The organism is Mitsuaria sp. GD03876, from assembly GCF_029840635.1.
Taxonomy (GTDB): Bacteria; Pseudomonadota; Gammaproteobacteria; order Burkholderiales; family Burkholderiaceae_C; genus Roseateles.
Map to the genome: position 1 here is coordinate 1 of NZ_JAOCCU010000064.1, position 24466 is coordinate 24466.

Consider the following 24466-nt stretch of genomic DNA (forward strand, 5'->3'; position numbering starts at 1 on the left):
GTCCTTCACCGACACCGCCAGCCCGCCCAGCGCGAGCGGGGCGCCGCGCGCGGCCGCGGCGTCGGCCGTCCGGGCCGCGGCGCGGGCGTCGTCGTCGAAACGGCGCAGGAACACGTGCTCGCAGGCCGCGCCGTCGGCGCGGTCCAGGCTCTCGGCCAGGAGGGCGGTCGCCTGGACGCGGCCCTCGCGCAAGGCGCCCAGCGCCTCGGTCAGATCGAACGGCATGCGCAAAACGGGTTATACTCTTCGGGTTTTTGCCGGGTAAGCCAGCCAGTGGGGCTGGAGTCCGGCGGGAACGCGGCGTGCAGGCGAAGGCTTCAAGTCCTTGTCGCACCTCGCAAATTCGCGGATCCGGCGAATCAAGGTGTTGCAACGTTCAAGAGAATGTCGCAATTCGTGCCGGATTCTAGAACCAACCTTCGGAGTACTTATGTCCGTCACGATGCGTGAGATGCTGGAAGCCGGCGTCCATTTCGGTCACCAAACCCGCTTCTGGAACCCCAAGATGGCCCCGTATATCTACGGCCATCGCAACAAGATCCACATCATCAACCTCGAGAAGACGCTGCCCGCGTTCGAGGAAGCCCTGAAGTTCGTGCGCCAGCTCGCCTCCAAGCGCGGCACGATCCTGATGGTCGGCACCAAGCGCCAGGCCCGCGACATCGTCGCCGCCGAAGCTGACCGCGCCGGCATGCCCAGCGTCAACCAGCGTTGGCTGGGCGGCACGCTGACCAACTTCAAGACGGTCAAGACCTCGCTGAAGAAGCTCAAGGACATGCAGACCCAGGTCGACGCCGGCACCCAGCCGTCGATCAAGAAGGAAGCGCTGATGTTCCAGCGCGACATCACCAAGCTGGAAAAGAACATCGGCGGCATCCAGGACATGGCCGCGCTGCCTGACGCCCTGTTCGTCATCGACGTCGGCTATCACAAGATCGCCGTCGCCGAAGCCAAGAAGCTGGGCATCCCGGTCATCGGCGTCGTGGACACCAACCACTCGCCCGAAGGCATCGACTACGTCATCCCCGGCAACGACGACTCGGCCAAGGCCGTGGCGCTGTACGCCAAGGCCGTCGCCGACGCGGTCCTGGAAGGCCGCGCCAACTCGACCAACGAGCTGGTCCAGGCCGTCGCCGCCGAAGGCGACGAGTTCGTGGAAGTGAACGAAGGCGCCTGATCCAGGCCCTGACCCCGCGGGGGCATCGACAAGGGGGCTATTCAGCCCCCTTTGTCCACCTCGGCCCCGGCGGGACCGACCGATTCAGAAGTTTCAGCGGCGCCGGGTCGTTCCGGGCCGCGACACACGGAGATTGAAATGGCAGCAATTACCGCAAGCATGGTCGCCGAGCTGCGCGCCCGCACCGACTCCCCGATGATGGAGTGCAAGAAGGCCCTGACCGAGGCCGACGGCGACATGACCCGCGCGGAAGAGATCCTGCGCGTCAAGCTGGGCAACAAGGCGGGCAAGGCCGCCTCGCGCGTGACCGCCGAAGGCGTCATCGCCGCGGCCGTCAAGGGCTCCGCCGGCGCCATCGTCGAAGTCAACTGCGAAACCGACTTCGTCTCCAAGAACGACGCGTTCCTGGCCTTCGTCAACGCGCTGGCCGGCATGATCGCCGAGCAGAACCCCGCCGACATCGACGCCCTGTCCGCCCTGCCGCTGTCGCAGGAAGGCTTCGGCCCGACCGTCGAGGACGTGCGCAAGGGCCTGATCGGCAAGATCGGCGAGAACATGTCGATCCGCCGCTTCAAGCGCTATGAAGGCGCCAAGCTGGCGTCCTACCTGCACGGCACCCGCATCGGCGTGGTCGTCGAGTTCGACGGCGACGAAGTCGCCGCCAAGGACGTCGCGATGCACGTCGCCGCGATGAAGCCCGCCGCGCTGTCGTCCGCCGAAGTGCCGGTCGAGCTGGTCGAGAAGGAACGCAAGATCGCCGCCGAGAAGGCCGCCGAGTCCGGCAAGCCGGCCGAGATCGTGGCCAAGATGGTCGAGGGCTCGGTGCAGAAGTTCCTGAAGGAAGTCTCGCTGCTGGACCAGGTCTTCGTGAAGGCCGCCGACGGCAAGCAGACCGTGGGCCAGATGCTCAAGGACAAGGCCACGACGGTGAAGTCGTTCACCCTGTACGTGGTGGGCGAGGGCATCGAGAAGAAGGTCGACGACTTCGCCGCCGAAGTGGCCGCCCAGGTGGCCGCCGCGAGCAAGCAGCAGTAAGCACCGCGACTCAGAAAGGGCGCCTCGGGCGCCCTTTACACTTGTGCGCTTGCGCCCGCGGGCGCACGCCCGACACTCTCTCCATCGGCTGTATCGACGAGGTAACAATGCCCGCCCACAAACGCATCCTGCTCAAGCTTTCCGGCGAGGCCCTGATGGGCGACGACTCCTACGGCATCAACCGCGCGACCATCGTGCGCATGGTCCAGGAGATCCAGGAAGTGACGAAGCTCGGCGTCGAGGTCGCGGTCGTCATCGGTGGCGGCAACATCTTCCGCGGCGTGGCGGGCGGCTCGGTCGGCATGGACCGCGCGACGGCCGACTACATGGGCATGCTGGCGACGGTGATGAACTCGCTGGCGCTGGCCGACACGATGCGCCAGGAAGGCATGACCGCACGCGTCATGTCGGCGATCGCGATCGAGCAGGTCGTCGAGCCCTACGTGCGCCCCAAGGCGCTGCAGTACCTGGAAGAAGGCAAGGTCGTCGTCTTCGCGGCCGGCACCGGCAACCCCTTCTTCACCACCGACACCGCCGCCGCGCTGCGCGGCGCGGAAGTCGGCGCCGAGATCGTGCTGAAGGCGACCAAGGTCGACGGCGTCTACACCGCCGACCCGAAGAAGGACCCGACGGCCACGCGCTACGCGCGCATCAGCTTCGACGAGGCCATCAGCAAGAACCTGCAGGTCCTGGACGCCACCGCCTTCGCGCTGTGCCGGGACCAGAAGCTCCCCATCAAGGTGTTCTCCATCTTCAAGCCGGGCGCGCTCAAGCGCGTCGTCATGGGCGAGGACGAAGGCACCCTGGTGCACGTCTGATCGGACTGGCGCGTTCACCACGACGCCGTCCCCTGATCGAGGAAAAGAACATGAGCATCGCCGACATCAAGAAGAACGCCGAAGCCAAGATGGCCAAGTCCATCGAGGCCTTCAAGAACGAGCTGCAGAAGATCCGCACCGGCCGCGCCCACCCGGGCCTGCTGGACCAGGTGCACGTGGACTACTACGGTTCGATGGTGCCGATCTCGCAGGTGGCCAACGTCACGCTGCTGGACGCCCGCACGGTCAGCGTGCAGCCCTGGGAGAAGGGCATGGGCCAGAAGATCGAGAAGGCCATCCGCGAGTCGGACCTGGGCCTGAACCCGTCGTCGCAGGGCGACCTGATCCGCGTGCCGATGCCGCCGCTGTCCGAAGAGCGCCGCCGCGACCTGGTCAAGGTCGCCAAGGGCGCCGCCGAGGATGCCAAGGTCGCCGTGCGCAACCTGCGCCGCGACGCCAACGAGCAGGCCAAGAAGATGGCCAAGGACAAGGTCATCACCGAGGACGACGAGCGCCGCAGCCAGGACGAGGTCCAGAAGCTGACCGACCGCGTCGTCGTCGAGATCGACAAGCTGCTCTCGGCCAAGGAAGCCGAGATCATGGCCGTCTGATCGTCGCGTCCCTGTGAGCGCCGACAGCAAGGCGGGAGTGCCCCGCCATGTGGCCATCGTCATGGATGGCAACGGTCGTTGGGCGAAGAAGCGCTTCCTGCCGCGCTTCTTCGGCCACAAGCAGGGCGTGGACGCCCTGGTCCGGGTCGTCCAGGCCTGCATCGATCGCGAGATCGAGTACCTGACGGTCTTCGCCTTCTCCAGCGAGAACTGGAAGCGCCCCAGCGACGAGGTGTCGGGCCTGATGGGCCTGGTGCTGGCGGCGGTGTCGCGCTACCTGGCCCGCATGGGCGCGATGGGTGTGCGCATCCGCATCGTCGGCGACCGCGAGGCGGTCTCCGACAAGCTGCGCGCCGCCTGGGCCGAGGCCGAAGGCTCCACCGCCCACAACACCAAGCTGACGCTGAACGTCGCCTTCAACTACGGCGGCCGCTGGGACATCGTCCAGGCCTGCCGCCAGGCGATGGCCGCGGGCGTGCCGCCTGGCGAGCTGACCGAGGCGAAGCTGTCCGAGTTCATGGCGATGAGCTACGCGCCGGATCCGGACCTCTTCATCCGCACCGGCGGCGAACTGCGCATCAGCAACTTCATGCTCTGGCAGACCGCCTACACCGAGTTCGTGTTCTCGGATTGCCTGTGGCCGGAGTTCGGCGAGGCGCAGCTGGACGAGGCGATCGCCGCGTTCCGCGCGCGCGACCGGCGCTTCGGCGGCGTGAACCAGCCGGGCGTTGCCCAGGAGGCTTGAGATGCTGTTGCAGCGCGTGATCACGGCCCTGGTGCTGCTGGCGGTCCTGCTGCCGGCGCTGTTCGCGTCGAACCCCACGTGGTTCGCGCTGCTGACGCTGGCGATGATCGCGGCCGCCGGCTGGGAATGGTCGCGGCTCAACGGCAAACCCGGCGCCGCGGCGATCGCGTTCGGCGCGGTGCTGGCGGCCGCCTGCGCCGGCACCTTCTACCTGGTCGGCTTCCAGGTGCCGGCCTGGTGCTGGTGGCTCGCGGGCGGGCTGTGGGTGCTCGGCGGCGTGCGCGCGCTGGCCGCCGGCGTGGCGGGTTGGCCGAAGCTGCCGTCGGCGTTGCGGCTGGTGCTCGGCGCGGTGCTGCTGTGGGCCGCGTGGCTGGCGCTGATCGTGGCGAAACAGCGCGGCGTGAATTTCCTGCTGTCGGCGATGTGCCTGGTCTGGATGGCCGACGTCGCCGCGTACTTCGCCGGCAAGGCCTTCGGCAGACGCAAGCTGGCCCCGGCGATCAGCCCGGGCAAGAGCTGGGAAGGCGCGATCGGCGGCCTGGTCGGGGTGATCGTGCTGGGCGTGGTCTGGGTCCACGTCATCGACGTGCGGGTGCCGGTGGACTCGGCCTCGCTCTACACCGTGCTGGTGCGGCGCATCGGCGTGGTGTCGGTGCTGGCGGTGATCTTCCTGTCGGCGATGAGCGTCGTCGGCGACCTCTTCGAATCCCTGGTCAAGCGCGCCGCCGGCGCGAAGGACAGCAGCCAGCTGCTGCCCGGGCACGGCGGCGTGCTCGACCGTGTCGACGCGCTGCTGCCGGTGCTGCCGCTGGCGCTGGCCCTGACTTCCCTCTGACCCTCGCGGGTCCTCAAGCGATGAGCGCCTCCATTCACCGTCCGCAGCAGGTCTGCGTGCTGGGCTCGACCGGCTCGATCGGCACCAACACGCTGGACGTGATCGCCCGCCATCCGGACCGCTATCGCGTCTTCGCGCTGTCGGCGATGAGCCGTGTCGACGAACTCGCCGCGCAATGCCTGCGCTTCGCGCCGCGCTTCGCGGTGCTGCCCGATCCGGCGCTCGCCGCGCAGTTGCGCGACCGGTTGCGCGAGGCCGGCTCGCGCACCGAGGTGCTGGACGGCATGGCCGCGCTGAGCGACATCGCCGCGCATCCCGACGTCGACGCGGTGATGGCCGCGATCGTCGGCGCCGCCGGCCTGCCGCCGGCCATGGCCGCGGCCCGCGCCGGCAAGCGGCTGCTGCTGGCCAACAAGGAGGCGATCGTGCTCGGCGGCGCGCTGTTCATGCACGCGGTGGAGCAGGGTGGCGCGACGCTGCTGCCGGTGGACTCGGAGCACTCGGCGATCTTCCAGTGCCTGCCCGAGGACCGCTCGACCTGGGCCCAGCGCATCGACCACATCGTGCTGACCGCGTCCGGCGGCCCGTTCCGCCAGCGCGACCCGGCCACGCTCGCCGACGTCACGCCCGAGCAGGCCTGCGCGCATCCGAACTGGGTGATGGGCCGCAAGATCTCGGTCGACTCGGCCACGATGATGAACAAGGCGCTCGAGGTGATCGAGGCCCGCTGGCTCTTCAACCTGAAGCCCGAGCAGATCCAGGTGCTGATCCATCCGCAGAGCATCGTGCACTCGATGGTGGTCTGCCGCGACCACTCGGTGCTGGCGCAGCTCGGCACGCCCGACATGCGGGTGCCGATCGCCTATGCGCTGGCCTTCCCCGAGCGCGTCGAATCGGGCGCCGGCCTGCTGGACCTGCTCAAGACCCCCCACCTGACCTTCGAGGAAGCGGACGCGCACCGCTTCCCCGGCCTGCACCTGTCGTGGCAGGCGCTGCGCGCGGCCGAGGGCAGCACCGCGGTGCTGAACGCGGCCAACGAGGAGGCGGTCGCCGCCTTCCTCGACCGGCAACTGCGCTTCGACCACATCTGCCATGTCAACCGCGACGCGCTCGAACACGTGATGCCCGAGTCCGGTGAGGTCGACAGCGTCGAGGGCCTGCTGGCGCTCGACGAGCGCGCCCGCCGACATGCCCGTCAGCGGATCGCGGCGCTGGCCGCGGCGGCCTGATCCGCCGGCCGCCTCCCGCTTCCCCGCGCCAGCCCCCGAGCCAGGACGTCCGCGATGCTTTCCCAAGTCCTCTACTTCATCGTCACGCTGGGCATCCTCATCGTGATCCACGAATGGGGCCACTACCGCGTGGCCCGTGCCTGCGGGGTCAAGGTGCTGCGCTTCTCGGTCGGCTTCGGACGCGTGCTGCTGCGCCGCCGCAAGTCGCCGGACGACACCGAGTTCACGCTCAGCGCGATCCCGCTGGGCGGCTACGTCCGCATGCTCGACGAGGGCGACGGCCCGGTCGCGCCGCATGAGCGCTCGCAGGCCTTCAACCGCAAGACGCTGTGGCAGCGCGCCGCGATCGTCGCCGCCGGGCCCGCGGCCAACCTGATCCTGGCGGTGCTGCTGTTCGCGGCGGTCGGCTGGATCGGCCGCGAGGAGCCCAAGGCGTTGATCGGCTCGCCGGTGGCGGGCGGGCTGGCCGAGCGCGCCGGCCTGCGCGCCGGCGACCTGGTGCAGGCCTGGTCGCGCGACGGCGAGGAGTGGGAGGACGTGCGCTCGATGCCGGACTTCGGCTGGCAGCTGGCCCAGGCGGTCGCCGACAAGCGGCCGCTGCTGCTGAGCGTCGGCGACCTGGCCGGCCATGGCCGGCGCACCGTGCGCCTGGAGACCGACACGCTGGAGAGCCGCGACTTCGACGAGAAGACGATGGCCCGGCTCGGCCTGGGCGGCGTGTTCATCGAGCCGGTGCTGGGCCGCATGGTCGAGGGCGAGCCCGCCGAGGCGGCCGGCCTGCTGCCGGGCGACCGCGTGCTGCGCGTCAACGACGAGCCCGTGCCCGACGTGTCGTGGTTCATCCAGCGCGTGCGCCGCGCCGTCGTCGACGGCGGTCCGGAGACGCTGCGCCTGGTCGTGCAGCGCGACGGCCAGCAGCTCGAGCGCGTGGTCACGCCGCGGATCGACCTCCAGGGCGAGCAGCGCGTGGCGCGCATCGGCGCGGGCTTCGACGCCCGGCCCGCGAGCGTCACCGTCCACTACGGCCCGCTGGAATCGATCAGGCAAGGCCTGACCCGCACCTGGGAACTCAGCGCGCTGACCGTGAAGACGCTGGGCCGGATGTTGGTCGGTGAAGCTTCGGTAAAGAACCTGAGCGGCCCCATCACCATCGCCAAGGCCGCGGACCAGTCCGCCAGCCTCGGGCTGACCGCGTTCCTGAGCTTCCTCGCGGCCGTCAGCGTGAGCCTCGGGGTGCTGAACCTGCTGCCGCTGCCGATGCTCGATGGCGGACACCTGATGTATTATCTTTTCGAGGGTTTGAGCGGCCGCCCTGTCTCTGAGCGGTGGCACAAGCAGCTGCAACGTGCAGGCATCGCCGTCGTGCTGCTGATGATGAGCCTGGCCCTTTTCAACGATCTGACCCGCACGCTGGGTCTGCACTGAAGCTTCCGCATGTCCCGATTCCTGCCCGATGCCTTGCGCCCCCACGTGATCCAACTGGCGGTGCTCGCCACCGCGATGCAAGCGGGTTCGGCCTGGGCGGCCGAACCGTTCGTACTCAAGGACATCCGTGTCGAAGGCCTGCAGCGCACCGACCCGGGTACCGTCTTCGCGGCGCTGCCGTTCCGCATCGGCGACACGTACAACGACGAGAAGGGCGCCGCCGCGCTGCGCGCGCTGTTCGCCACGGGCCTGTTCAAGGACGTGCGCATCAACCTCGACACCGACGCCGTCGTCATCGTGATCGAGGAACGTCCGATCATCGCCAACGTCGGCTTCGTCGGCCTGAAGGAGTTCGACACCGAGGCGCTGACCAAGTCGCTCAAGGACGTCGGCATTGGCGAGGGCAAGCCCTTCGACAAGGCGCTGGCCGACCGCGCCGAGCAGGAGCTCAAGCGCCAGTACCTGACCCGCTCGCTGTACGGCGCCGAGGTCACGACGACGATCACCCCGATCGAGCGCAACCGCGTCAACGTGAGCTTCTCGGTGACCGAAGGCGAACCGGCCAAGATCGCCGAGATCCGCATCCTGGGCAACAAGGTCTTCAGCGAAAGCACGCTGACCGGGCTGCTGGAGCAGACGACCTCGGGCTGGCTGACCTGGTACACGAAGACCGACCGCTATTCCCGCGCCAAGCTCAACGCCGACCTGGAAACGATCCGCTCGTACTACCTGAACCGCGGCTACCTCGAGTTCAACGTCGAGTCGACCCAGGTCACGATCTCGCCCGACAAGCAGAGCATCAGCATCGCGATCACGGTCAGCGAAGGCCAGCCCTACACCGTCAACGGCATCAAGCTCGAAGGCGACTTCCTGGGCCGCGACGAGGAATTCAAGCGCCTGATCGCGCTCAAGCCGGGCCAGCCGTACAACGGCGAGGCGGTGGCGCAGACGACGCGCAATTTCCAGGACCTGTACGGCACCTTCGGCTACGCGTTCGCCCGGGTGGAGAGCCGCCCCGAGATCGACCGCGCGACCGGCCAGGTGACGGTCACGCTGGTGGGCGAGCCGCAACGCCGCGTCTACGTGCGCCGCGTGCTGATCTCCGGCAACACCCGCACCCGCGACGAAGTGATCCGCCGCGAGTTCCGCCAGTTCGAATCGTCCTGGTACGACGGCGCCCGCATCAAGGCCTCGCGCGACCGCGTCGAGCGCCTGGGCTACTTCAAGGACGTCACGATCGACACGACCGAGGTGCCGGGCTCGCCCGACCAGGTCGACGTCACGCTGACGGTGACCGAGCGCCCGACCGGCAACATCCAGATCGGCGCGGGCTACTCGAGCGCGAGCAAGCTGTCGCTGTCGGGCTCGATCTCGCAGGAGAACGTGTTCGGCTCCGGCAATTACCTGGGCATCCAGGTCAACACCGCCAGCACCGGCCGCTCGCTGGGCATCACGACGGTGGACCCGTACTTCACCGTCGACGGCGTGTCCCGCGCGATCGACGTGTTCTACCGGACCGTCAAGCCGATCAACAACCTCGGCGAGGAATACGAGTTCGCCTCCTACGGCGGCTCGGTCAAGTTCGGCGTGCCGTTCTCGGAGGACGACACCGTGTTCTTCGGCATCGGCTACGAGACGACGCGCATCACGACGCGTACCGGCCTGCCCAACAGCTACTGGCTGTTCCGCGAGCAGTTCGGCTCGTCGGCGATGTCGATCCCGCTGACGATCGGCTGGAAGAAGGACAACCGCGACTCGGTCATCACGCCGACCGCCGGCTCGATGAAGCGGGTCAACCTGGAACTGAGCCCGGTCGGCGACTCGCGCTACTCGATCATCAACCTGCAGTACCAGCAGTTCGTGCCGCTGGGCCGCAAGTTCTCGCTGATGGTCAACGGCGAACTCGCCTACGGCAAGGGCGTCGGCGGCCGGCCGTATCCGATCTTCAAGAACTTCTACGGCGGCGGCCTGGGCTCGGTGCGGGTGTTCGAGCCCGGCACGCTCGGCCCGGTCGACGTCACCGGCTCGTACACCGGCGGCAACCGCAAGTTCAACCTGAATACCGAGTTCTACGTGCCGGTGCCGGGCTCCGGCAACGACAAGAGTTTCCGCCTGTTCGGCTTCCTGGACGCCGGCAACGTGTGGGGTCAGGACGAGAAACTGGACTTCGGCGACGTGCGCGCCTCGGCGGGTGTCGGCATCAGCTGGCTGTCGCCGATGGGGCCGCTGCGCCTGAGTTACGGCTCGCCGATCCGCAAGAAGCCGACGGATAGAATCGAGCGATTCCAATTCCAGATCGGAACTGCATTCTGATGAAGAGCAAGCTGTCGCAGATCGTCGCCACCGTCTTGCTGACGGGCGCGGCGACCCTGGGCGCGCAAGCCCAGGAGGTCAAGATCGGCTACGTGAACACGGAGCGGATCCTGCGCGAGACCAACGTGGCCAAGGCCGCGGAGACGAAGCTGCAAGCCGAGTTCAGCCGGCGCGAGAAGGCGCTGGTGGACCAGGAAACCAAGCTGCGCGCGGCCGCCGAGAAGCTCGACAAGGAAAGCCCGGCCCTGGCCGAGGCCGAGCGCGGCCGCCGCCAGCGCGAGCTGATCGAGCAGGACCGCGACCTGCAGCGCAAGCGCCGTGAGTTCAACGAGGACGTCACCCAGCGCAAGAACGAGGAACTCGCCGCCGTGATCGAGAAGGCCAACAAGGTCATCAAGCAGATCTTCGAGCAGGAGAAGTACGATCTGATCGTTCAGGACGCGATTCATGCCAGCCCCCGCGTGGACATCACGAAGAAGGTGATCGACGCGCTCAACAACCCGAAGTGACCGTGAAGCAGGTTCTGGTCTCGGATCTGATCGCCGCCTTGGGCGGCGATCTTGTTGGTGCCTCTGACACGGCGATCCGCGCGATCGCCCCGCTGGAGGACGCCGGCGCGGACGCGATCGCCTTCCTGTCCAACCCGAAGTACGAGGCGCAGCTCGCCACGACCGGCGCCGCCTGCGTCATCGTGTCGCCGAAGCTGGCCGAGGCCGCCTCGGCGCGGCGCGGCGCGGGCACGACGGCCTGCTGCATCGTGGCGCCGGATCCCTACCTGTATTTCGCGCGGCTGACCCAATGGTGGGCCGCGAACATGCGCAAGCCGCGCGCGACGCCGGCGATCCACCCGAGCGCGACGGTCGCCGCGGACGCGACGATCGGCCGCGATGTCGAGGTCGGCCCGCACGCGGTGATCGAGTCCGGCGTCGTCCTGGGCGACGGCGTGCGCATCGGCGCGCACACGATCGTCGAGCAGGACGCGCGCATCGGCGCCCACACGCGGCTGGCGCCGCACGTGGTGTTCGGGCATGACTGCGTGATCGGCGAGCGCTCGCTGCTGCACAGCGGCGTCGTGATCGGGGCGGACGGCTTCGGCTTCGCGCCGGCCCGGCGCGCCGACGGCGCGGGCGTGGACTGGGTCAAGATCGAGCAGCTCGGCGCGGTGCGCCTGGGCGACGGCGTCGAGGTCGGCGCCAACACCTGCATCGACCGCGGCGCGCTGGGCGACACGGTGATCGCCGACGGCGTGATCATCGACAACCTGGTCCAGATCGCGCACAACGTGAAGATCGGCCGCGGCACGGCGATCGCCGGCGCGGTGGCGATCGCCGGCAGCGCCGAGATCGGCGCGAACTGCATCGTGGCCGGCGCGGCCCGGATCAACGGTCACATCAAGATCACGGACGGCGTGCAGATCGGCCCCACGGCCAACATCAGCAACAGCATCGACAAGGCCGGCGCCTACGCCGGCATGTGGCCCTTCGAGGACGCCGCGTCCTGGCAGAAGAACGCGGCCGCGCTGCGCGGGCTCTACGAGCTGCGCCAGCGCGTGCGCGCTTTGGAAAAGAAGACGACATGAACGAGACGAGCATCGACATCCACGGCATCCTCGCGAAGCTGCCGCACCGCTATCCGATCCTGCTGGTGGACCGCGTGCTGGAAGTGGAGAAGGGCGTGCGCATCCGCGCGCTGAAGAACGTCAGCATCAACGAGCCCTTCTTCCTGGGCCACTTCCCGCACCGTCCGGTGATGCCGGGCGTGCTGATCCTGGAAGCGCTGGCGCAGGCCGCGACGCTGCTGGCCGTCCAGAGCTACGACTTCACGCTGGACGAGAACCACGTCGTCTACTTCGCCGGCATCGACAACGCGCGCTTCAAGCGTCCGGTGGAGCCGGGCGACCAACTGATCCTCGAGGTCACGCTGGACCGCGCCAAGGCCGGCATTTACAAGTTCGGCGCGAAGGCGCTGGTCGGCGGCGACCTGGTCGCCGAGGCCGGCCTGATGTGCACGATGCGCAAGCTCGACTGCTGAGCAACGCCGCCCATGGCCCGGATCCATCCCACCGCGATCGTCGACCCGAAGGCGCAGCTCGACGACACCGTCCAGGTCGGTCCCTACGCGGTGATCGGCCCGGAGGTGCGCATCGGCGCCGGCACGCGGATCGGCCCGCACACCGTCGTCGAGGGCCGGACCACGATCGGCCGCGACAACGTCATCTACCAGTTCGCGTCGATCGGCGCGATGCCGCAGGACATGAGCCACGGCGGCGAGGTGACCGAGCTGACGATCGGCGACCGCAACACGATCCGCGAGTTCTGCACCTTCAACACCGGCACCTTCAAGGAGCAGGGCGTCACGCGCGTCGGCTCCGACAACTGGGTGATGGCCTACGTGCACCTGGCGCATGACGTCGTCGTCGGCGACCACTGCGTGCTGGCCAACAACGCGACGCTGGCCGGCCACGTCCACGTCGGCGACTGGGCGACCATCGGCGGCCTGACCGGCGTCCACCAGTTCGTGCACGTCGGCGCGCACGCGATGATCGGTTTCCAGGGGCACGTGGCCCAGGATGTCGCGCCCTACATGACCGTCGACGGCAATCCGCTGGCGGTGCGCGCGGTCAACCTGACCGGCCTGCGCCGGCGCGGCTTCAGCAACGACCGGATCGGCGTGATCCGCCAGCTGCACAAGCTGCTGTTCCGCGACGGCACGACGCTGGAGCAGTCGGTGGCCAACATCGAGGCGCTCAAGCACGGCCAGGACGCCGAGTCGACGCGCGACATCCAGGCGATGCTGGATTTCCTGGCGGGCGCCAAGCGCGGCCTCGTCCGCTGAGCGACCCGGACGCACCGACATGACCTCCACGGATCCTCGACTGGGCCTGGTGGCCGGCGAGGCCTCCGGGGACCTGCTGGCCAGCCTGCTGCTGCGCGGGCTCAAGGACCGCTGGCCGGAGCTGAGCTCGGCCGGCATCGGCGGCCCGAAGATGGCCGCGCAGGGCTTCGACGCCTGGTGGCCCAGCCACAAGCTGTCGATCTTCGGCTACTGGGACGCGATCAAGAACATCCGCGAGCTGCTGGCGATCCGCCGCCAGCTCGGCGACCGGCTGATCGCCGAGCGGCCGTCGGTCTTCGTCGGCGTCGACGCGCCGGATTTCAATTTCGGCCTGGAGCAGCGGCTGCGCGAGGCCGGCATCAAGACGGTCCATTTCGTCTGCCCGTCGATCTGGGCCTGGCGCGCGGAGCGCGTCCAGACCATCAAGCGCAGCGCGGACCACGTGCTGTGCCTGTTCCCGTTCGAGCCCGCGATCCTGGACAAGGCCGGCATCCCGTCGACCTACGTCGGGCATCCGCTGGCGGACCAGATCCCGTTCGAGCCGCCGCGCGAGGACGCGCGCCGCGACCTGGGATTCGGCGACGCCGACACCGTCGTGGCGATCCTGCCCGGCAGCCGCCGCAGCGAGCTGACCTACATCGGCCCGCCGTTGCTGGACGCCGCGCAGCGCATGCTCAAGGCGCGGCCGGGGCTGCGCTTCGTGATCCCGATCGCGCCGGGCCTGCGGCCGATGGTCGAGGCGCTGATGGCCCAGCACGGCCAGCATCTGCCGATGACGCTGGTGGACGGCCGCGCGCAGGACGCGCTGGCCGCCTGCGACCTGACGCTGGTGGCCAGCGGGACGGCGACGCTGGAAGCGGCGCTGCTCAAGCGGCCGATGGTGATCGCCTACAAGCTGCACTGGTTCAACGCGTGGCGGATGAAGGGCAAGGCGCTGCTGCCGTGGGTGGGGCTGCCCAACGTGCTCGCGCGCGAGACGCTGGTGCCCGAATGCCTGCAGGACGACTGCACCGGCGAGCGCATCGCGCGCGAGGGCCTGGCCTGGCTGGACGACGCGCCGCGCCGCGAGCGGCTGCATGAGCGCTTCCTCGAGATCCATCAACAGCTGCGCTGCAACACCGCGCTGAGGGCCGGCGATGCGATCGCGAAAATCCTTGGCGCCTGAGCAGGCGCAGCTGGGGCTGGAGTGGGCTCGCGACGGGCTGCTGTGCGGCGTCGACGAGGCCGGACGCGGACCGCTGGCCGGACCGGTGGTGGCCGCGGCGGTGATCCTGGACGACCAGCATCCGATCAAGGGGCTGAACGACTCGAAGGTGCTCAGCGAGAAGAAACGCGAGCAGCTCTTCGACGAGATCCGCGCCAAGGCGCTGTGTTTCTGCATCGCGGAGGCGACGGTCGAGGAGATCGACCGCATCAACATCCTGCAGGCGACGATGCTGGCGATGCGCCGCGCGGTCGAGGGCCTGCGGCTGAAGCCGGCCCGCGTGCAGGTCGACGGCAACCGGCTGCCGGTGCTGCGCATCCCGGCCGAGGCGATCGTCAAGGGCGATGCGCTGGTGCCGGCGATCTCGGCGGCGTCGATCCTGGCCAAGGTGCATCGCGACCGCTTCTGCCTGCAGATGCACGAGCAGCATCCGCAATACGGCTTCGACAGCCACAAGGGCTACGGCACGCGCGAGCACCTGGAGGCGCTGCGCGTGCATGGCGCGACCGCCTGGCATCGCCAGAGCTTCGCGCCGGTGCGCTCGCTCGACCTGAGCGAACTGAGCCTGAGCGTCGGCGTCGGCGAGGTCGAGCTGGAGTGAGTGGCCGGAGCGGCGACGCGCCGGCCGCGCCTGACCATCTATGGGAGTGAACGCCGCATGAGCTGGCAGTCGATCACCGCGCGGGACAACCCCAAGCTGCAACACCTGCGCAAGCTGGCGCAGGACGGCGGCGCCTATCGCAAGCTGGGCGGCGTCTGGCTGGAGGGCGACCACCTGGCCCGCGCGGCGGTGCAGCGCGGCGTGACGCCGGCGCTGGCGCTGATCACCGACGTCGCGGCGGCGGACGAGTCGCTGCGCGCGCTCGCGGACGTCGCGCCCAAGGTGCTGGTGGTGTCGCCGGCGCTGTTCAAGACGGTGTCGGGGCTGGAGTCGCCGGCGCAGATCGGTTTCGAGCTGGCGCTGCCGGCGCAGCCGCGGATCGAGGCCCAGGCGGATTCCGTCGTGCTGGACCGGCTGCAGGACGCCGGCAATGTCGGCACGATCCTGCGCAGCGCGGCGGCGCTCGGGTTCCGGCAGGTGCTGGCGCTCAAGGGCACGGCGGCGCTGTGGTCGCCCAAGGTGCTGCGCGCCGGCATGGGCGCGCATTTCGGGCTGAGGCTGATCGAGGGCCTGGGCGTCGAGGACCTCGACGCGCTGAAGGTGCCGCTGCTGGCGACCAGCTCGCATGCCGACGCGATGCTGCACCAGGCCGATCTGCCCAGCCCCTGCGGCTGGGTGATGGGCCACGAAGGGCAGGGCGTTTCCGAGGCGCTGATGCGGCGCTGCGCGCTGCGCATCGGCATTCCGCAGCCCGGCGGCGAGGAGTCGCTGAACGTGGCGAGCGCGGCGTCGATCTGCCTGTACGAGTCGGCGCGGCGCCGGCTGGGCTGATCGGCCTGAAGCGCGCTTGACCGGCCGGGATCGGCCCGGATCGGCCCTTGTCGACTGATCGGACTCCTGCTCAGCGCGCCATCGCGAGCGCCGCCACCCCCAGCGCGATGAACACCGCGCCGGCGATGCGCCAGCCGCGTTCGCCTTCCCCCAGCAACTGGCCGCCGATCAGCGCGGCGAACAGCATCGACAGCTCCCGCGCCGGCGCCACGCGCGACAGCGGCGCCAGCGTCATCGCGTACAGCACCAGGATGTAGGCGGTCGGCGCGCCGATCGCGACCACCAGCGCGTGTTTCCACTGCCGCCGCAGCGCGGGCAGGAAACCGGCGCGGTCGCGCAGCACCGCGGGCAGGCTGACCGGCACGCGCAGCAGGTTGCAGAAGTAGTCGTAGATCAGCGGCGACAGCGCCAGCACCTTCACCGCGTAGCCGTCGATGAGGCTGTAGGCGGCGATGGTCGCGCCGGTCAACGCGCCCCAGGCGATGCCGAGCTGGCGCTTGCGGTGCAGGTCGGGATCGCGGCCGGCGCCCTTGGCGAAGAAGGCCGGCCCGGCGGCCATCAGCAGGATGCCGCCGACGACGCCCGCCAGGCCGAGCGTGCCGCCCAGGCCCAGGTGCTCGTCGAGCAGCACGACCGCGGCCAGCGCCGAGATCAAGGGCCCGCTGCCGCGCGCCACGGGGTAGACGACGGTCATGTCCGCCGCGCGGTAGCCGGCGAGCAGCGCGTTGAAGTAGGCGAGGTGGACGACGGCGCTGGCCAGCGTCGCGGTCCAGGCCTGCCAGCCCCAGTTCGGCAGTTCATCGAAGCCCGCGACGACGACCACCGGCAGCCACAGCAGGCTGACGCCGATGGCGGTCATGCACGCGAAATGGTGGTTGCCCTGCGCTTTCTTGGCGGCGAAGTTCCACAGCGCGTGGACCAACGCGGCCACGACGACCAGGGCCAGCGCGGAGGCCGGCATCCGTCGACGGGCCCGCGCTCAGTAGATCAATCGATCGGGGCGGATGTCCCGCAGGATCGTCGTGGCGATCTCCTCGATCGACTTGTGCGTCGACGACAGCCAGCTGATGCCGGCCTTCTTCATCATCGTCTCCGCCTCGCGGACCTCGTAATGGCAGTTCATGAGGTCGGCGTACTTGCTGCCCGGCCGGCGCTCGTTGCGCACCTGCGCCAGGCGCTCGGGATCGATCGTCAGCCCGAAGCACTTCTTCTTGTGCGGGATCAGCAGCGAGGGCAGCTGGCCGCGCTCGAAGTCCTCGGGGATCAGCGGGTAGTTGGCCGCCTTGATGCCGTGCTGCATCGCCAGGTAGAGCGAGGTCGGCGTCTTGCCGCAGCGGCTCACGCCCACCAGGATCACGTCGGCGGAGTCCAGGTTGCGCGCCGACTGCCCGTCGTCGTGCGCCAGCGAGAAGTTGATCGCCTCGATCCGGTCGTGGTACTCCTGGCTCTTGGCGACGTCGGAGAAGCGGCCGACGCGGTGGCTGGACTTGACGCGGAACTCGTCCTCCAGCGGCGCGATGAAGGTGCCGAACATGTCCAGCACCAGCCCCTGGCACTCCTGGCGCACCACGTTGAGCACCTCGCGGTTGACCAGCGTGGCGAAGACGATGGGGCGGTGACCCTCGCGTTCGCCGGTCTCGTTGATCTCGCGCACCAGTTGCCGCGCCTTCTCGCCGCTGTCGACGAAGGGGCGGCGCACGTGGCGCGCCTTCACCGAGAACTGCGCCAGGATGGAGTTACCGAAGGTTTCGGCGGTGATGCCGGTGCCGTCCGAGACGAAGAAGACGGTGTGCTGGGTCATTTCGGGCATGGGGAGGCGGTCCTGAAGCGGTCCGGGAGCCTTCGCCGGCACGGGCATGCCACGTGCCGAAGCGAGAAGTTCGACCGGGGAAAAGCCCCGGCCCGGCCCCGAACGAGGGCTTACATCATAGATCGGCGACCCACTAGAATCGCCCGCAACTTGCCCCTGCCTGCCGCATGAACGCCCCGCCGCGACGCCCACAAGAATCGACAAGACCCGTCGCGCGCGCCGTCATGCCCGTCTCCCTCGAAGCCGCCGGACTGACCGGCCCGCTCGGGAGCGCGCGGGGAGCCCCGGTTTCCCAACATCACGGAGTTTTCCCATGTCTGATGCTCGCTTCGAGGCGACCGCCCTGGTCGTACCCTTCGAGAAACTGAGGATGACCGACGTCGAGTCGGTGGGCGGCAAGAACGCCTCGCTCGGCGAAATGATCTCGCAGCTGGCCGAAACCGGCGTGCGCGTGCCCGGCGGCTTCGCCACCACGGCCCACGCGTTCCGCGAGTTCCTGAAGTTCGAAGGCCTGGATGCCCGCATCCAGCAGCGCCTGGCCACCCTCAACACCGACGACGTCCGCGCGCTGGCCGAGGCCGGCAAGGAAATCCGCGGCTGGCTCGAGGCCCAGCCGTTCCCCGCGGACCTGGAGGCGGCGATCCGTTCGTCCTTCGCCGCGCTGACCGCCGACAACCCCGAGGCCTCCTTCGCGGTGCGCTCGTCCGCGACCGCGGAAGACCTGCCCGACGCCTCCTTCGCCGGCCAGCAGGAGACCTTCCTGAACGTCGTCGGCATCGAGGACGTGCTGCACAAGATGAAGGAGGTCTTCGCCTCCCTCTACAACGACCGCGCGATCAGCTACCGCGTGCACAAGGGCTTCGCCCACAGCGACGTCGCCCTGTCGGCGGGCGTGCAGCGCATGGTGCGCTCCGACCTGGGCGCCGCCGGCGTGATGTTCACCATCGACACCGAGTCCGGCTTCAAGGACGTCGTCTTCATCACCTCCAGCTACGGCCTGGGCGAGACGGTGGTGCAGGGCGCCGTCAACCCCGACGAGTTCTACGTGCACAAGCCGGCGCTGCAGCGCGGCAAGTTCGCGCTGATCCGCCGCAACCTGGGCTCCAAGCTGATCCAGATGACCTTCTCCTCGCCCGAGGAGAAGGCCGCCAGCGGCAAGCTGGTCAAGACGGTGGACGTCGAGGTGGAGCAGCGCAACCGCTACTCGCTGACCGACGAGGACGTGGTCCAGCTGGCCAAGTACGCCGTGATCATCGAGCAGCACTACGGCCGCCCGATGGACATCGAGTGGGGCAAGGACGGCAACGACGGCCAGCTCTACATCCTGCAGGCCCGTCCGGAGACGGTGAAGAGCCAGGCCGAAGGCCAGGTCGAGCAGCGCTTCAAGCTCAAGGGCACCGGCACCGTGGTGGCCGAGGGCCGCGCGATCGGCCAGAAGATCGGCACCGGCCCGGTGCGCCTGGTCGAGAGCGTGGCCGAGATGGAACGCGTGCAGCCCGGCGACGTGCTGGTGACCGACATGACCGACCCGAACTGGGAACCGGTCATGAAGCGCGCCAGCGCGATCGTCACCAACCGCGGCGGCCGCACCTGCCACGCGGCCATCATCGCGCGCGAGCTGGGCATCCCGGCCGTGGTCGGCTGCGGCGACGCGACCGACCGCCTCAAGGACGGCCAGCTGGTGACGGTGGCCTGCTCCGAGGGCGACACCGGCTACATCTACGACGGCCTGCTCGAGACCGAGATCAGCGAGGTCCACCGCGGCGAGATGCCCTACAGCCCGGTGAAGATCATGATGAACGTCGGCAATCCGCAGCTGGCCTTCAACTTCGCGCAGATGCCCAACAGCGGCGTCGGCCTGGCGCGTCTCGAGTTCATCATCAACAACAACATCGGCGTCCACCCGAAGGCGATCCTGGACTATCCGAATGTCGACTCCGACCTGAAGAAGGCCGTCGAATCGGTGGCCCGCGGTCACGCCTCGCCGCGCGCGTTCTACGTCGACAAGCTGGCCGAGGGCATCGCCACGATCGCCGCGGCGTTCTGGCCGCAGCCGGTCATCGTGCGCCTGTCCGACTTCAAGAGCAACGAGTACCGCAAGCTGATCGGCGGCTCGCGCTACGAGCCCGACGAAGAGAACCCGATGCTGGGCTTCCGCGGCGCGTCGCGCTACATCTCCGGCGAGTTCCAGGACGCGTTCGCGATGGAGTGCGAAGCCCTCAAGCGCGTGCGCAACGACATGGGCCTGACCAACGTCGAGATCATGGTGCCCTTCGTGCGCACGGTGAAGCAGGCGCAGAAGGTCGTCGAGATGCTGGCGGAGCGCGGCCTGAAGCGCGCGGCCAACGGCGGCCAGGACGGCCTGCGCGTCATCATGATGTGCGAGGTCCCCAGCAACGCCATCCTGGCCGAGCAGTTCCTGGAGCACTTCGACGGCATGTCCATCGGCTCCAACGACCTGACCCAGCTGACGCTCGGCCTGGACCGCGACTCCGGCCTGGAGCTGCTCTCGGGCGACTTCGACGAACGCGATCCGGCCGTCAAGGCCATGATCTCCCGCGCGATCGCCGCCTGCCGCGCCACCGGCAAGTACATCGGCATCTGCGGCCAGGGCCCCAGCGACCATGCCGACTTCGCCGAATGGCTGGCCGCCGAAGGCATCGCCTCGCTGTCCCTGAACCCGGACACCGTCGTCGAGACCTGGCAGCGACTGGCCAAGCGCTGAGCGCCTCGCCACCGCGACCTTCGCCTGCCTGAATCCGGCAGGCGCCCCAAGGCCTGGATCCGGTACACCACCGGGCCCAGGCCTTGTCACTTCCGGGCGGGCCTTCGCGCCGCCGCGCGCCTGGGCGCCTGGGCGCCTGGGCGCCCGCCTGGCGCTCATTCCCGGATGCGGAACCTGCCCCGGTACTCGGCCGGCGTGGTGGCCAGGGTCCTGCGGAACGCGCGGTGGAGCGTGTCGGTGGTGTTGAAGCCGCAGGCCGTCGCGATGCGGTCCAGCGGCTCGTCCGTCGTCTCCAGCCGGTTGCGCGCCATCTCCACGCGCACCGATTCGATGTAGGCGGCCGGCGTCGTGTTCATCTCCGTCTTGAACAGGCGGGTCAGCTGCCGCTCGCCGACGTGCGCCTGCTCGGCGAGGTCGGCGATGGTGATCGGCCGGCCGACGTGGCGCAGGATGTACTGGCGCAGCGCGTCCATGCGACGCGTCGTCGGCGACGGCGCCATCACGACGCTGAACTGGCTCTGGCCGCTCGGCCGCTTGAGGAACATCACCAGCTGGCGCGCCACGCGCAAGGCCTGCCGCTCCCCGTGGTCGTCGGCGACCAGGGCCAGCGCCAGGTCCAGGCAGGCGGTCAGCCCGGCGCCGGTCCAGACGTCGCCGTCGCGGATGAAGATCGGATCGGGATCCACCGTGATCGCCGGATGCTCCTCGGCCAGCTGCTGCGCCGTGGACCAGTGCGTGGTGACGCGCCGCCCGTCGAGCAGGCCCGCCGCCGCCAGCACGTGCGCGCCCACGCAGACGGACGTGGTGCGCCGGGTGTTGGCCGCGAGCGTCTTCACCCACCGGACCACCTCTGGCGCCACGACGGCGCGCACGCGCCGTTGCGCGTCGATCTCTACGGCGCCGGGCACCACGAGGGTGTCGATCCGCCGGCGGGCCAGGTCCGCGAAGGTGGCGTCGGGCAGCACGCGCACGCCGGCGGCGGTCATGACGGGCGCCAGCGTCTCGGCCGCCAGCACCACCTGGTAGCCGGTGGGCTCGTCCATCTCGCGCTGGAGCAGCGCGAACACCTCCGCCGGGCCGGTCACGTCCAGCAGGTCGACGCGGTCGAACAGGACGATGACGATGAGACGCTCGATGGGGGCCACGGGTCAGGTTCTCCTGGAATGCGATGACGGATGCGATGACGGACGCGATGAGGAGGCCAGGGAGGCCATGTCTGTATTTGCAGCTTATATGACATTGCGGACATTCGAGGCGATTCCTAGCATGGCGGGCTGGCCAGTTCCGAAGGCCCGCGACCTTCGATGTCTCACCGCTTTTCACCGCAAGCAAAGGATTCCGATGACTGCCTCGACCCACCCGACCCACTCGACCCACTCGACCCACTCGACCACGCTCCGCCAGCTCAACGGCCTGGAGGCCACGCCCGCGACGCTGGCCGATGCCACGCTGATCCTGGTGGACTACCAGAACACCTACACGCGGGGCGTCATGGCGCTGACCGGCTGGGAAGCCGCCCTGGCTTCCGCGTCCGACCTGTTGGCGCGGGCCCGCGCCGCCGGCGCGACCGTCATCCACGTCGTCCACGACGGCGGCAAGGGCTCGCCCTATGACCTCGACGACGAGATCGGGCAGATCCATCCCGCCGTCGCGCCGGCGGCGGGCGAGGCCGTCGTCGTCAAGCAGGCGCCGGACGCCTTCTTCGGCACCGACCTCGGCGATCGTGTGGCGGCCGCGGGCCATGCGCAGGTGATCGTCATCGGCTTCATGACGCACATGTGCGTGACCTTCACCGCGCAGGGCGCGTTCCTGCGCGGCCTTCGGCCCACCGTGGCGGCCGACGCCTGCGCGACGCGCCCCATCCGCACCGACGTGGTGGACGTGTCGGCCGAGACCCTGCACGCCGGCGCCCTGGCGACGATCGCCGACCTCTACGCGGTGGTGGTGCGTTCGGGCGCGTCCTTGCGCTGAAGGCCGCCGACGAGGTTCGCCGACGAGGTCCGCCGACGAGGACCTCGTCCCCGGCGCCACGGGGAAGTTGTGGATGCGCGCCGGGGGAGGGCGGGGCGATGATGCGGGGCCATGTCCAGTCCCCCGCCCGACGCCGCCTTCCGCCGCCGCCTCAACCGCACCTACGCCGCCTACACCATCGGTTTCGTGCTGCTGGTCGGGGCGCTGGGCGTGCTCGAGCGGCTGGGCATGCCCAAGCAGTGGCTCGGTTTCTCCTTCCTGCTGCTGACCGTCCTGGTCTACGCCGGCATCGGCGTCTTCAGCCGCACCACCGACCCGGTCGAGTACTACGTCGCCGGCCGCCGCGTCCCCGCCTTCTACAACGGCATGGCCGCCGGCGCCGACTGGATGAGCGCGGCCAGCTTCCTCGGCATGGCCGGCAGCCTGTACCTCGCCGGCTACGGCGGCCTGGCCTTCGTGCTGGGCTGGACCGGTGGCTTCTGCCTGGTGGCGCTGCTGCTGGCGCCCTACCTGCGCCGCTTCGCCGGCTTCACCGTGCCCGACTTCCTCGGCGAGCGTTTCGAGAGCCGCGGCCTGCGCGTGATGGGCGCCGCCGCGGCGGTGCTGGTGTCCTTCATCTACCTGGTCGCGCAGATCTACGCGATCGGCCTGATCACCACGCGGCTGACCGGCCTGACCTTCGAGATCGGCCTGTTCGTCGGCCTCGGCGGCGTGCTGGTGTGTTCCTTCCTCGGCGGCATGCGGGCCGTGACCTGGACCCAGGTGGCGCAGTACATCATCATGATCCTGGCCTACGTGGTGCCGGTGATGTGGCTGTCGACGCAACAGACCGGCTTCCCGCTGCCGCAGTTCACCGCCGGCTCGGAGGTCCGCGAGATCGCCGCGCGCGAGCAGCAGCTGCTGCGCGACCCCAAGGAACTGCAGGTCCGCGCGCTCTACGAGCAGCGCGCCCAGGACTTCGAGCACCTGCTCGCCGGCCTGCCGCAGTCGCTGGACGCCGAGCGCCAGCGCGTCTCGCAGGTGATCGCGCAGCTGCGCGCCGACGACGCGCCGCTGGCGCAGATCCAGGCCGCGGAGAAGGTCCGCGCCGCGCTGCCCCGCACCGAGGCCGAGGCCCGCGAGCTCTGGCAGCGCGCCGTCACCGCGAACCGACAGCGTTCCGAGCCGCTGGCCGGGATGCCGCTGCACGCGCAGCCCTTCGCCGGCGATCCCGAGGGCTCGCCCGAGGCGCAGGAGGCCTACACGCTGTCGCGGCGCAACTTCCTGGCGCTGGTGCTGGTGCTGATGGTCGGCACCGCCGGGCTGCCCCACATCCTGACGCGCTACTACACCGTGCCCTCGGTCGCCGAGGCTCGCACCTCGGTGGCCTGGACGCTGTTCTTCATCGCGCTGCTCTACCTGTTCGCGCCGGCGCTGGCGGTGATGCTCAAGCACGAGGTGCTGCACCACCTGGTGGGCACGCCGATCGCGGAGCTGCCGGGCTGGATGAAGCAGTGGATGCGCGTCGACCCCAGCCTGCTGAGCATCCAGGACATCAACCAGGACGGCATCCTGCAGCTCGGCGAACTGCGCCTGGGCGGCGACATCGTGATGCTGATGACGCCCGAGCTGGGCGGGCTGCCGCACGTGCTCTCGGCGATGGTGGCCGCCGGCGCGCTGGCCGCGGCGCTGTCCACCGCCGACGGGCTGCTGCTGACGATCTCCAGCGCGCTGTCCCACGACGTCTACTACCGCGTCATGAACCCGCGCGCGTCGATGACGCAGCGGGTGACGATCTCCAAGGCGCTGCTGCTGGCCACCGCGCTGACCGCCGCCGCCGTGGCCGCGCAGAAGCCGGCGGACATCCTGCTGCTGGTCTCGGCGGCGTTCTCGCTGTCGGGCTCGACGCTGGTGCCCGCGCTGGTCGCGGGCATCTTCTGGAAACGCGCCAACAAGCAGGGCGCGGCGGCCGGGATGCTCGCCGGGCTGGGCGTGACGCTGTACTACATGGTCGGCGCGCACGCCGGGCTGCGCCAGGCGCTCGGCCTGGGCGGCGAGCCGCAGCTGTGGTGGGGCATCCAGCCGATGGCCGCGGCGCTGTTCGGGCTGCCGGCGGGCATCGCGGCGCTGGTCGTGGTCAGCCTGCTGACCCCCGCGCCATCGCCCACCGCCCGCGCGCTGCAGGCCCGCGTGACCGGCGGCGCGCCCTGAGCCCGGGCCGGCGCGAGGTCCTGGGGCCCGGGCAGCCTGGCGCCCCAGTGGTGCGCCGGTGGTGCGCCGGGGCGGGGCGGTTCCGCCGGCGAGGCGCTCGATCTGGACGGA

Annotated in this window: 22 protein-coding genes and 1 pseudogene; 19 read left to right on the top strand and 4 right to left on the bottom strand. The window is 69.6% G+C overall.

The window, feature by feature from the left end; genetic code table 11:
• Positions 1-225 (bottom strand): annotated as a pseudogene (locus N5D62_RS26100) (amidase); the annotation flags it as partial.
• A 205-nt stretch (positions 226-430) separates the two neighbouring features.
• Here N5D62_RS26100 and rpsB point away from each other — a divergent pair.
• The 16 genes from rpsB to N5D62_RS26180 all read left to right on the top strand — a co-directional run bounded on the left by rpsB (position 431) and on the right by N5D62_RS26180 (position 15659).
• On the top strand, positions 431-1177 hold the full coding sequence (gene rpsB, locus N5D62_RS26105; protein ID WP_279760958.1) for a 30S ribosomal protein S2: 747 nt from the start codon (positions 431-433) through the stop codon (positions 1175-1177).
• Positions 1178-1315: 138 nt separating this feature from the next.
• Positions 1316-2212: a translation elongation factor Ts gene (gene tsf, locus N5D62_RS26110; RefSeq protein ID WP_279760959.1), complete on the top strand. Its 897-nt coding sequence runs from the start codon at positions 1316-1318 to the stop codon at positions 2210-2212.
• A 107-nt stretch (positions 2213-2319) separates the two neighbouring features.
• Positions 2320-3030 carry a UMP kinase gene (gene pyrH / locus N5D62_RS26115; protein ID WP_279760960.1) on the top strand — a complete coding sequence of 237 codons (711 nt, stop codon included), beginning with the start codon at positions 2320-2322 and terminating at the stop codon, positions 3028-3030.
• Between the two features lie 50 nt (positions 3031-3080).
• Positions 3081-3641: a ribosome recycling factor gene (frr, locus tag N5D62_RS26120; RefSeq protein ID WP_279760961.1), complete on the top strand. Its 561-nt coding sequence runs from the start codon at positions 3081-3083 to the stop codon at positions 3639-3641.
• Between the two features lie 37 nt (positions 3642-3678).
• Complete coding sequence (uppS, locus tag N5D62_RS26125) at positions 3679-4386, top strand: polyprenyl diphosphate synthase (RefSeq protein WP_279760962.1); 708 nt, start codon at positions 3679-3681, stop codon at positions 4384-4386.
• Between the two features lies 1 nt (position 4387).
• The gene (locus N5D62_RS26130; protein WP_279760963.1) at positions 4388-5221 is read left to right on the top strand and encodes a phosphatidate cytidylyltransferase; all 834 of its coding nucleotides are present in this window, start codon (positions 4388-4390) and stop codon (positions 5219-5221) included.
• 20 nt (positions 5222-5241) lie between these two features.
• Positions 5242-6450, top strand: coding sequence for a 1-deoxy-D-xylulose-5-phosphate reductoisomerase (gene ispC, locus N5D62_RS26135; protein WP_279760964.1), 1209 nt, complete (start codon positions 5242-5244; stop codon positions 6448-6450).
• A 54-nt stretch (positions 6451-6504) separates the two neighbouring features.
• Entirely contained in the window at positions 6505-7875 is a 1371-nt protein-coding gene (rseP, locus tag N5D62_RS26140) for an RIP metalloprotease RseP (protein ID WP_279760965.1), read from the top strand.
• Positions 7876-7950: 75 nt separating this feature from the next.
• Complete coding sequence (gene bamA / locus N5D62_RS26145; protein ID WP_279760989.1) at positions 7951-10188, top strand: outer membrane protein assembly factor BamA; 2238 nt, start codon at positions 7951-7953, stop codon at positions 10186-10188.
• Positions 10188-10697, top strand: a complete 510-nt coding sequence (locus tag N5D62_RS26150; RefSeq protein WP_279760966.1) for an OmpH family outer membrane protein — start codon at positions 10188-10190, stop codon at positions 10695-10697. The genes bamA and N5D62_RS26150 overlap by 1 nt, the downstream gene beginning before the upstream one ends.
• Before the next feature lie 2 nt (positions 10698-10699).
• Entirely contained in the window at positions 10700-11767 is a 1068-nt protein-coding gene (lpxD, locus tag N5D62_RS26155) for a UDP-3-O-(3-hydroxymyristoyl)glucosamine N-acyltransferase (protein ID WP_279760967.1), read from the top strand.
• Entirely contained in the window at positions 11764-12219 is a 456-nt protein-coding gene (gene fabZ / locus N5D62_RS26160) for a 3-hydroxyacyl-ACP dehydratase FabZ (RefSeq protein ID WP_279760968.1), read from the top strand. The genes lpxD and fabZ overlap by 4 nt, the downstream gene beginning before the upstream one ends.
• Before the next feature lie 12 nt (positions 12220-12231).
• Positions 12232-13023: an acyl-ACP--UDP-N-acetylglucosamine O-acyltransferase gene (gene lpxA / locus N5D62_RS26165; protein ID WP_279760970.1), complete on the top strand. Its 792-nt coding sequence runs from the start codon at positions 12232-12234 to the stop codon at positions 13021-13023.
• Positions 13024-13042: 19 nt separating this feature from the next.
• Positions 13043-14188, top strand: a complete 1146-nt coding sequence (lpxB, locus tag N5D62_RS26170; protein ID WP_279760971.1) for a lipid-A-disaccharide synthase — start codon at positions 13043-13045, stop codon at positions 14186-14188.
• On the top strand, positions 14160-14828 hold the full coding sequence (rnhB, locus tag N5D62_RS26175; protein WP_279760972.1) for a ribonuclease HII: 669 nt from the start codon (positions 14160-14162) through the stop codon (positions 14826-14828). Before lpxB ends, rnhB begins: the two co-directional genes overlap by 29 nt.
• 57 nt (positions 14829-14885) lie before the next feature.
• Positions 14886-15659 carry an RNA methyltransferase gene (locus tag N5D62_RS26180; RefSeq protein WP_279760973.1) on the top strand — a complete coding sequence of 258 codons (774 nt, stop codon included), beginning with the start codon at positions 14886-14888 and terminating at the stop codon, positions 15657-15659.
• Between the two features lie 70 nt (positions 15660-15729).
• On the opposite strand, the gene N5D62_RS26185 is transcribed toward N5D62_RS26180, so the two are convergent.
• Both N5D62_RS26185 and N5D62_RS26190 read right to left on the bottom strand, forming a co-directional pair.
• The gene (locus tag N5D62_RS26185) at positions 15730-16620 is read right to left on the bottom strand and encodes a DMT family transporter (RefSeq protein ID WP_279760974.1); all 891 of its coding nucleotides are present in this window, start codon (positions 16618-16620) and stop codon (positions 15730-15732) included.
• Positions 16621-16638: 18 nt separating this feature from the next.
• Positions 16639-17460 (bottom strand): kinase/pyrophosphorylase, encoded by an 822-nt coding sequence (locus N5D62_RS26190; protein WP_279760990.1) that lies wholly within the window; start codon positions 17458-17460, stop codon positions 16639-16641.
• Between the two features lie 322 nt (positions 17461-17782).
• Here N5D62_RS26190 and ppsA point away from each other — a divergent pair, with 322 nt between their 5' ends.
• Positions 17783-20194, top strand: a complete 2412-nt coding sequence (ppsA, locus tag N5D62_RS26195) for a phosphoenolpyruvate synthase (RefSeq protein WP_279760975.1) — start codon at positions 17783-17785, stop codon at positions 20192-20194.
• A 155-nt stretch (positions 20195-20349) separates the two neighbouring features.
• Here the strand turns inward: ppsA and N5D62_RS26200 are convergent, their stop codons facing one another.
• Positions 20350-21339 carry a DJ-1/PfpI family protein gene (locus tag N5D62_RS26200; RefSeq protein ID WP_279760976.1) on the bottom strand — a complete coding sequence of 330 codons (990 nt, stop codon included), beginning with the start codon at positions 21337-21339 and terminating at the stop codon, positions 20350-20352.
• Between the two features lie 196 nt (positions 21340-21535).
• Here N5D62_RS26200 and N5D62_RS26205 point away from each other — a divergent pair, with 196 nt between their 5' ends.
• Positions 21536-22165 (top strand): isochorismatase family protein, encoded by a 630-nt coding sequence (locus N5D62_RS26205; protein ID WP_279760977.1) that lies wholly within the window; start codon positions 21536-21538, stop codon positions 22163-22165.
• 111 nt (positions 22166-22276) lie between these two features.
• A complete protein-coding gene (locus tag N5D62_RS26210) occupies positions 22277-24355 on the top strand; it encodes a VC_2705 family sodium/solute symporter (protein WP_279760978.1) in 2079 nt (692 codons plus the stop codon).
• Positions 24356-24466: the final 111 nt, after the last annotated feature.

What these genes read in the sequence shown, in the direction of transcription:
- rpsB (WP_279760958.1), top strand. Translation starts at nt 431, where the DNA reads ATGTCCGTCACGATGCGTGAGATGCTGGAAGCCGGCGTCCATTTCGGT.
- tsf (WP_279760959.1), top strand. Translation starts at nt 1,316, where the DNA reads ATGGCAGCAATTACCGCAAGCATGGTCGCCGAGCTGCGCGCCCGCACC.
- pyrH (WP_279760960.1), top strand. Translation starts at nt 2,320, where the DNA reads ATGCCCGCCCACAAACGCATCCTGCTCAAGCTTTCCGGCGAGGCCCTG.
- frr (WP_279760961.1), top strand. Translation starts at nt 3,081, where the DNA reads ATGAGCATCGCCGACATCAAGAAGAACGCCGAAGCCAAGATGGCCAAG.
- N5D62_RS26130 (WP_279760963.1), top strand. Translation starts at nt 4,388, where the DNA reads ATGCTGTTGCAGCGCGTGATCACGGCCCTGGTGCTGCTGGCGGTCCTG.
- ispC (WP_279760964.1), top strand. Translation starts at nt 5,242, where the DNA reads ATGAGCGCCTCCATTCACCGTCCGCAGCAGGTCTGCGTGCTGGGCTCG.
- rseP (WP_279760965.1), top strand. Translation starts at nt 6,505, where the DNA reads ATGCTTTCCCAAGTCCTCTACTTCATCGTCACGCTGGGCATCCTCATC.
- bamA (WP_279760989.1), top strand. Translation starts at nt 7,951, where the DNA reads ATGCAAGCGGGTTCGGCCTGGGCGGCCGAACCGTTCGTACTCAAGGAC.
- N5D62_RS26150 (WP_279760966.1), top strand. Translation starts at nt 10,188, where the DNA reads ATGAAGAGCAAGCTGTCGCAGATCGTCGCCACCGTCTTGCTGACGGGC.
- fabZ (WP_279760968.1), top strand. Translation starts at nt 11,764, where the DNA reads ATGAACGAGACGAGCATCGACATCCACGGCATCCTCGCGAAGCTGCCG.
- lpxA (WP_279760970.1), top strand. Translation starts at nt 12,232, where the DNA reads ATGGCCCGGATCCATCCCACCGCGATCGTCGACCCGAAGGCGCAGCTC.
- lpxB (WP_279760971.1), top strand. Translation starts at nt 13,043, where the DNA reads ATGACCTCCACGGATCCTCGACTGGGCCTGGTGGCCGGCGAGGCCTCC.
- rnhB (WP_279760972.1), top strand. Translation starts at nt 14,160, where the DNA reads ATGCGATCGCGAAAATCCTTGGCGCCTGAGCAGGCGCAGCTGGGGCTG.
- N5D62_RS26180 (WP_279760973.1), top strand. Translation starts at nt 14,886, where the DNA reads ATGAGCTGGCAGTCGATCACCGCGCGGGACAACCCCAAGCTGCAACAC.
- N5D62_RS26185 (WP_279760974.1), bottom strand. Translation starts at nt 16,620, where the DNA reads ATGCCGGCCTCCGCGCTGGCCCTGGTCGTCGTGGCCGCGTTGGTCCAC.
- N5D62_RS26190 (WP_279760990.1), bottom strand. Translation starts at nt 17,460, where the DNA reads ATGACCCAGCACACCGTCTTCTTCGTCTCGGACGGCACCGGCATCACC.
- ppsA (WP_279760975.1), top strand. Translation starts at nt 17,783, where the DNA reads ATGTCTGATGCTCGCTTCGAGGCGACCGCCCTGGTCGTACCCTTCGAG.
- N5D62_RS26205 (WP_279760977.1), top strand. Translation starts at nt 21,536, where the DNA reads ATGACTGCCTCGACCCACCCGACCCACTCGACCCACTCGACCCACTCG.
- N5D62_RS26210 (WP_279760978.1), top strand. Translation starts at nt 22,277, where the DNA reads ATGTCCAGTCCCCCGCCCGACGCCGCCTTCCGCCGCCGCCTCAACCGC.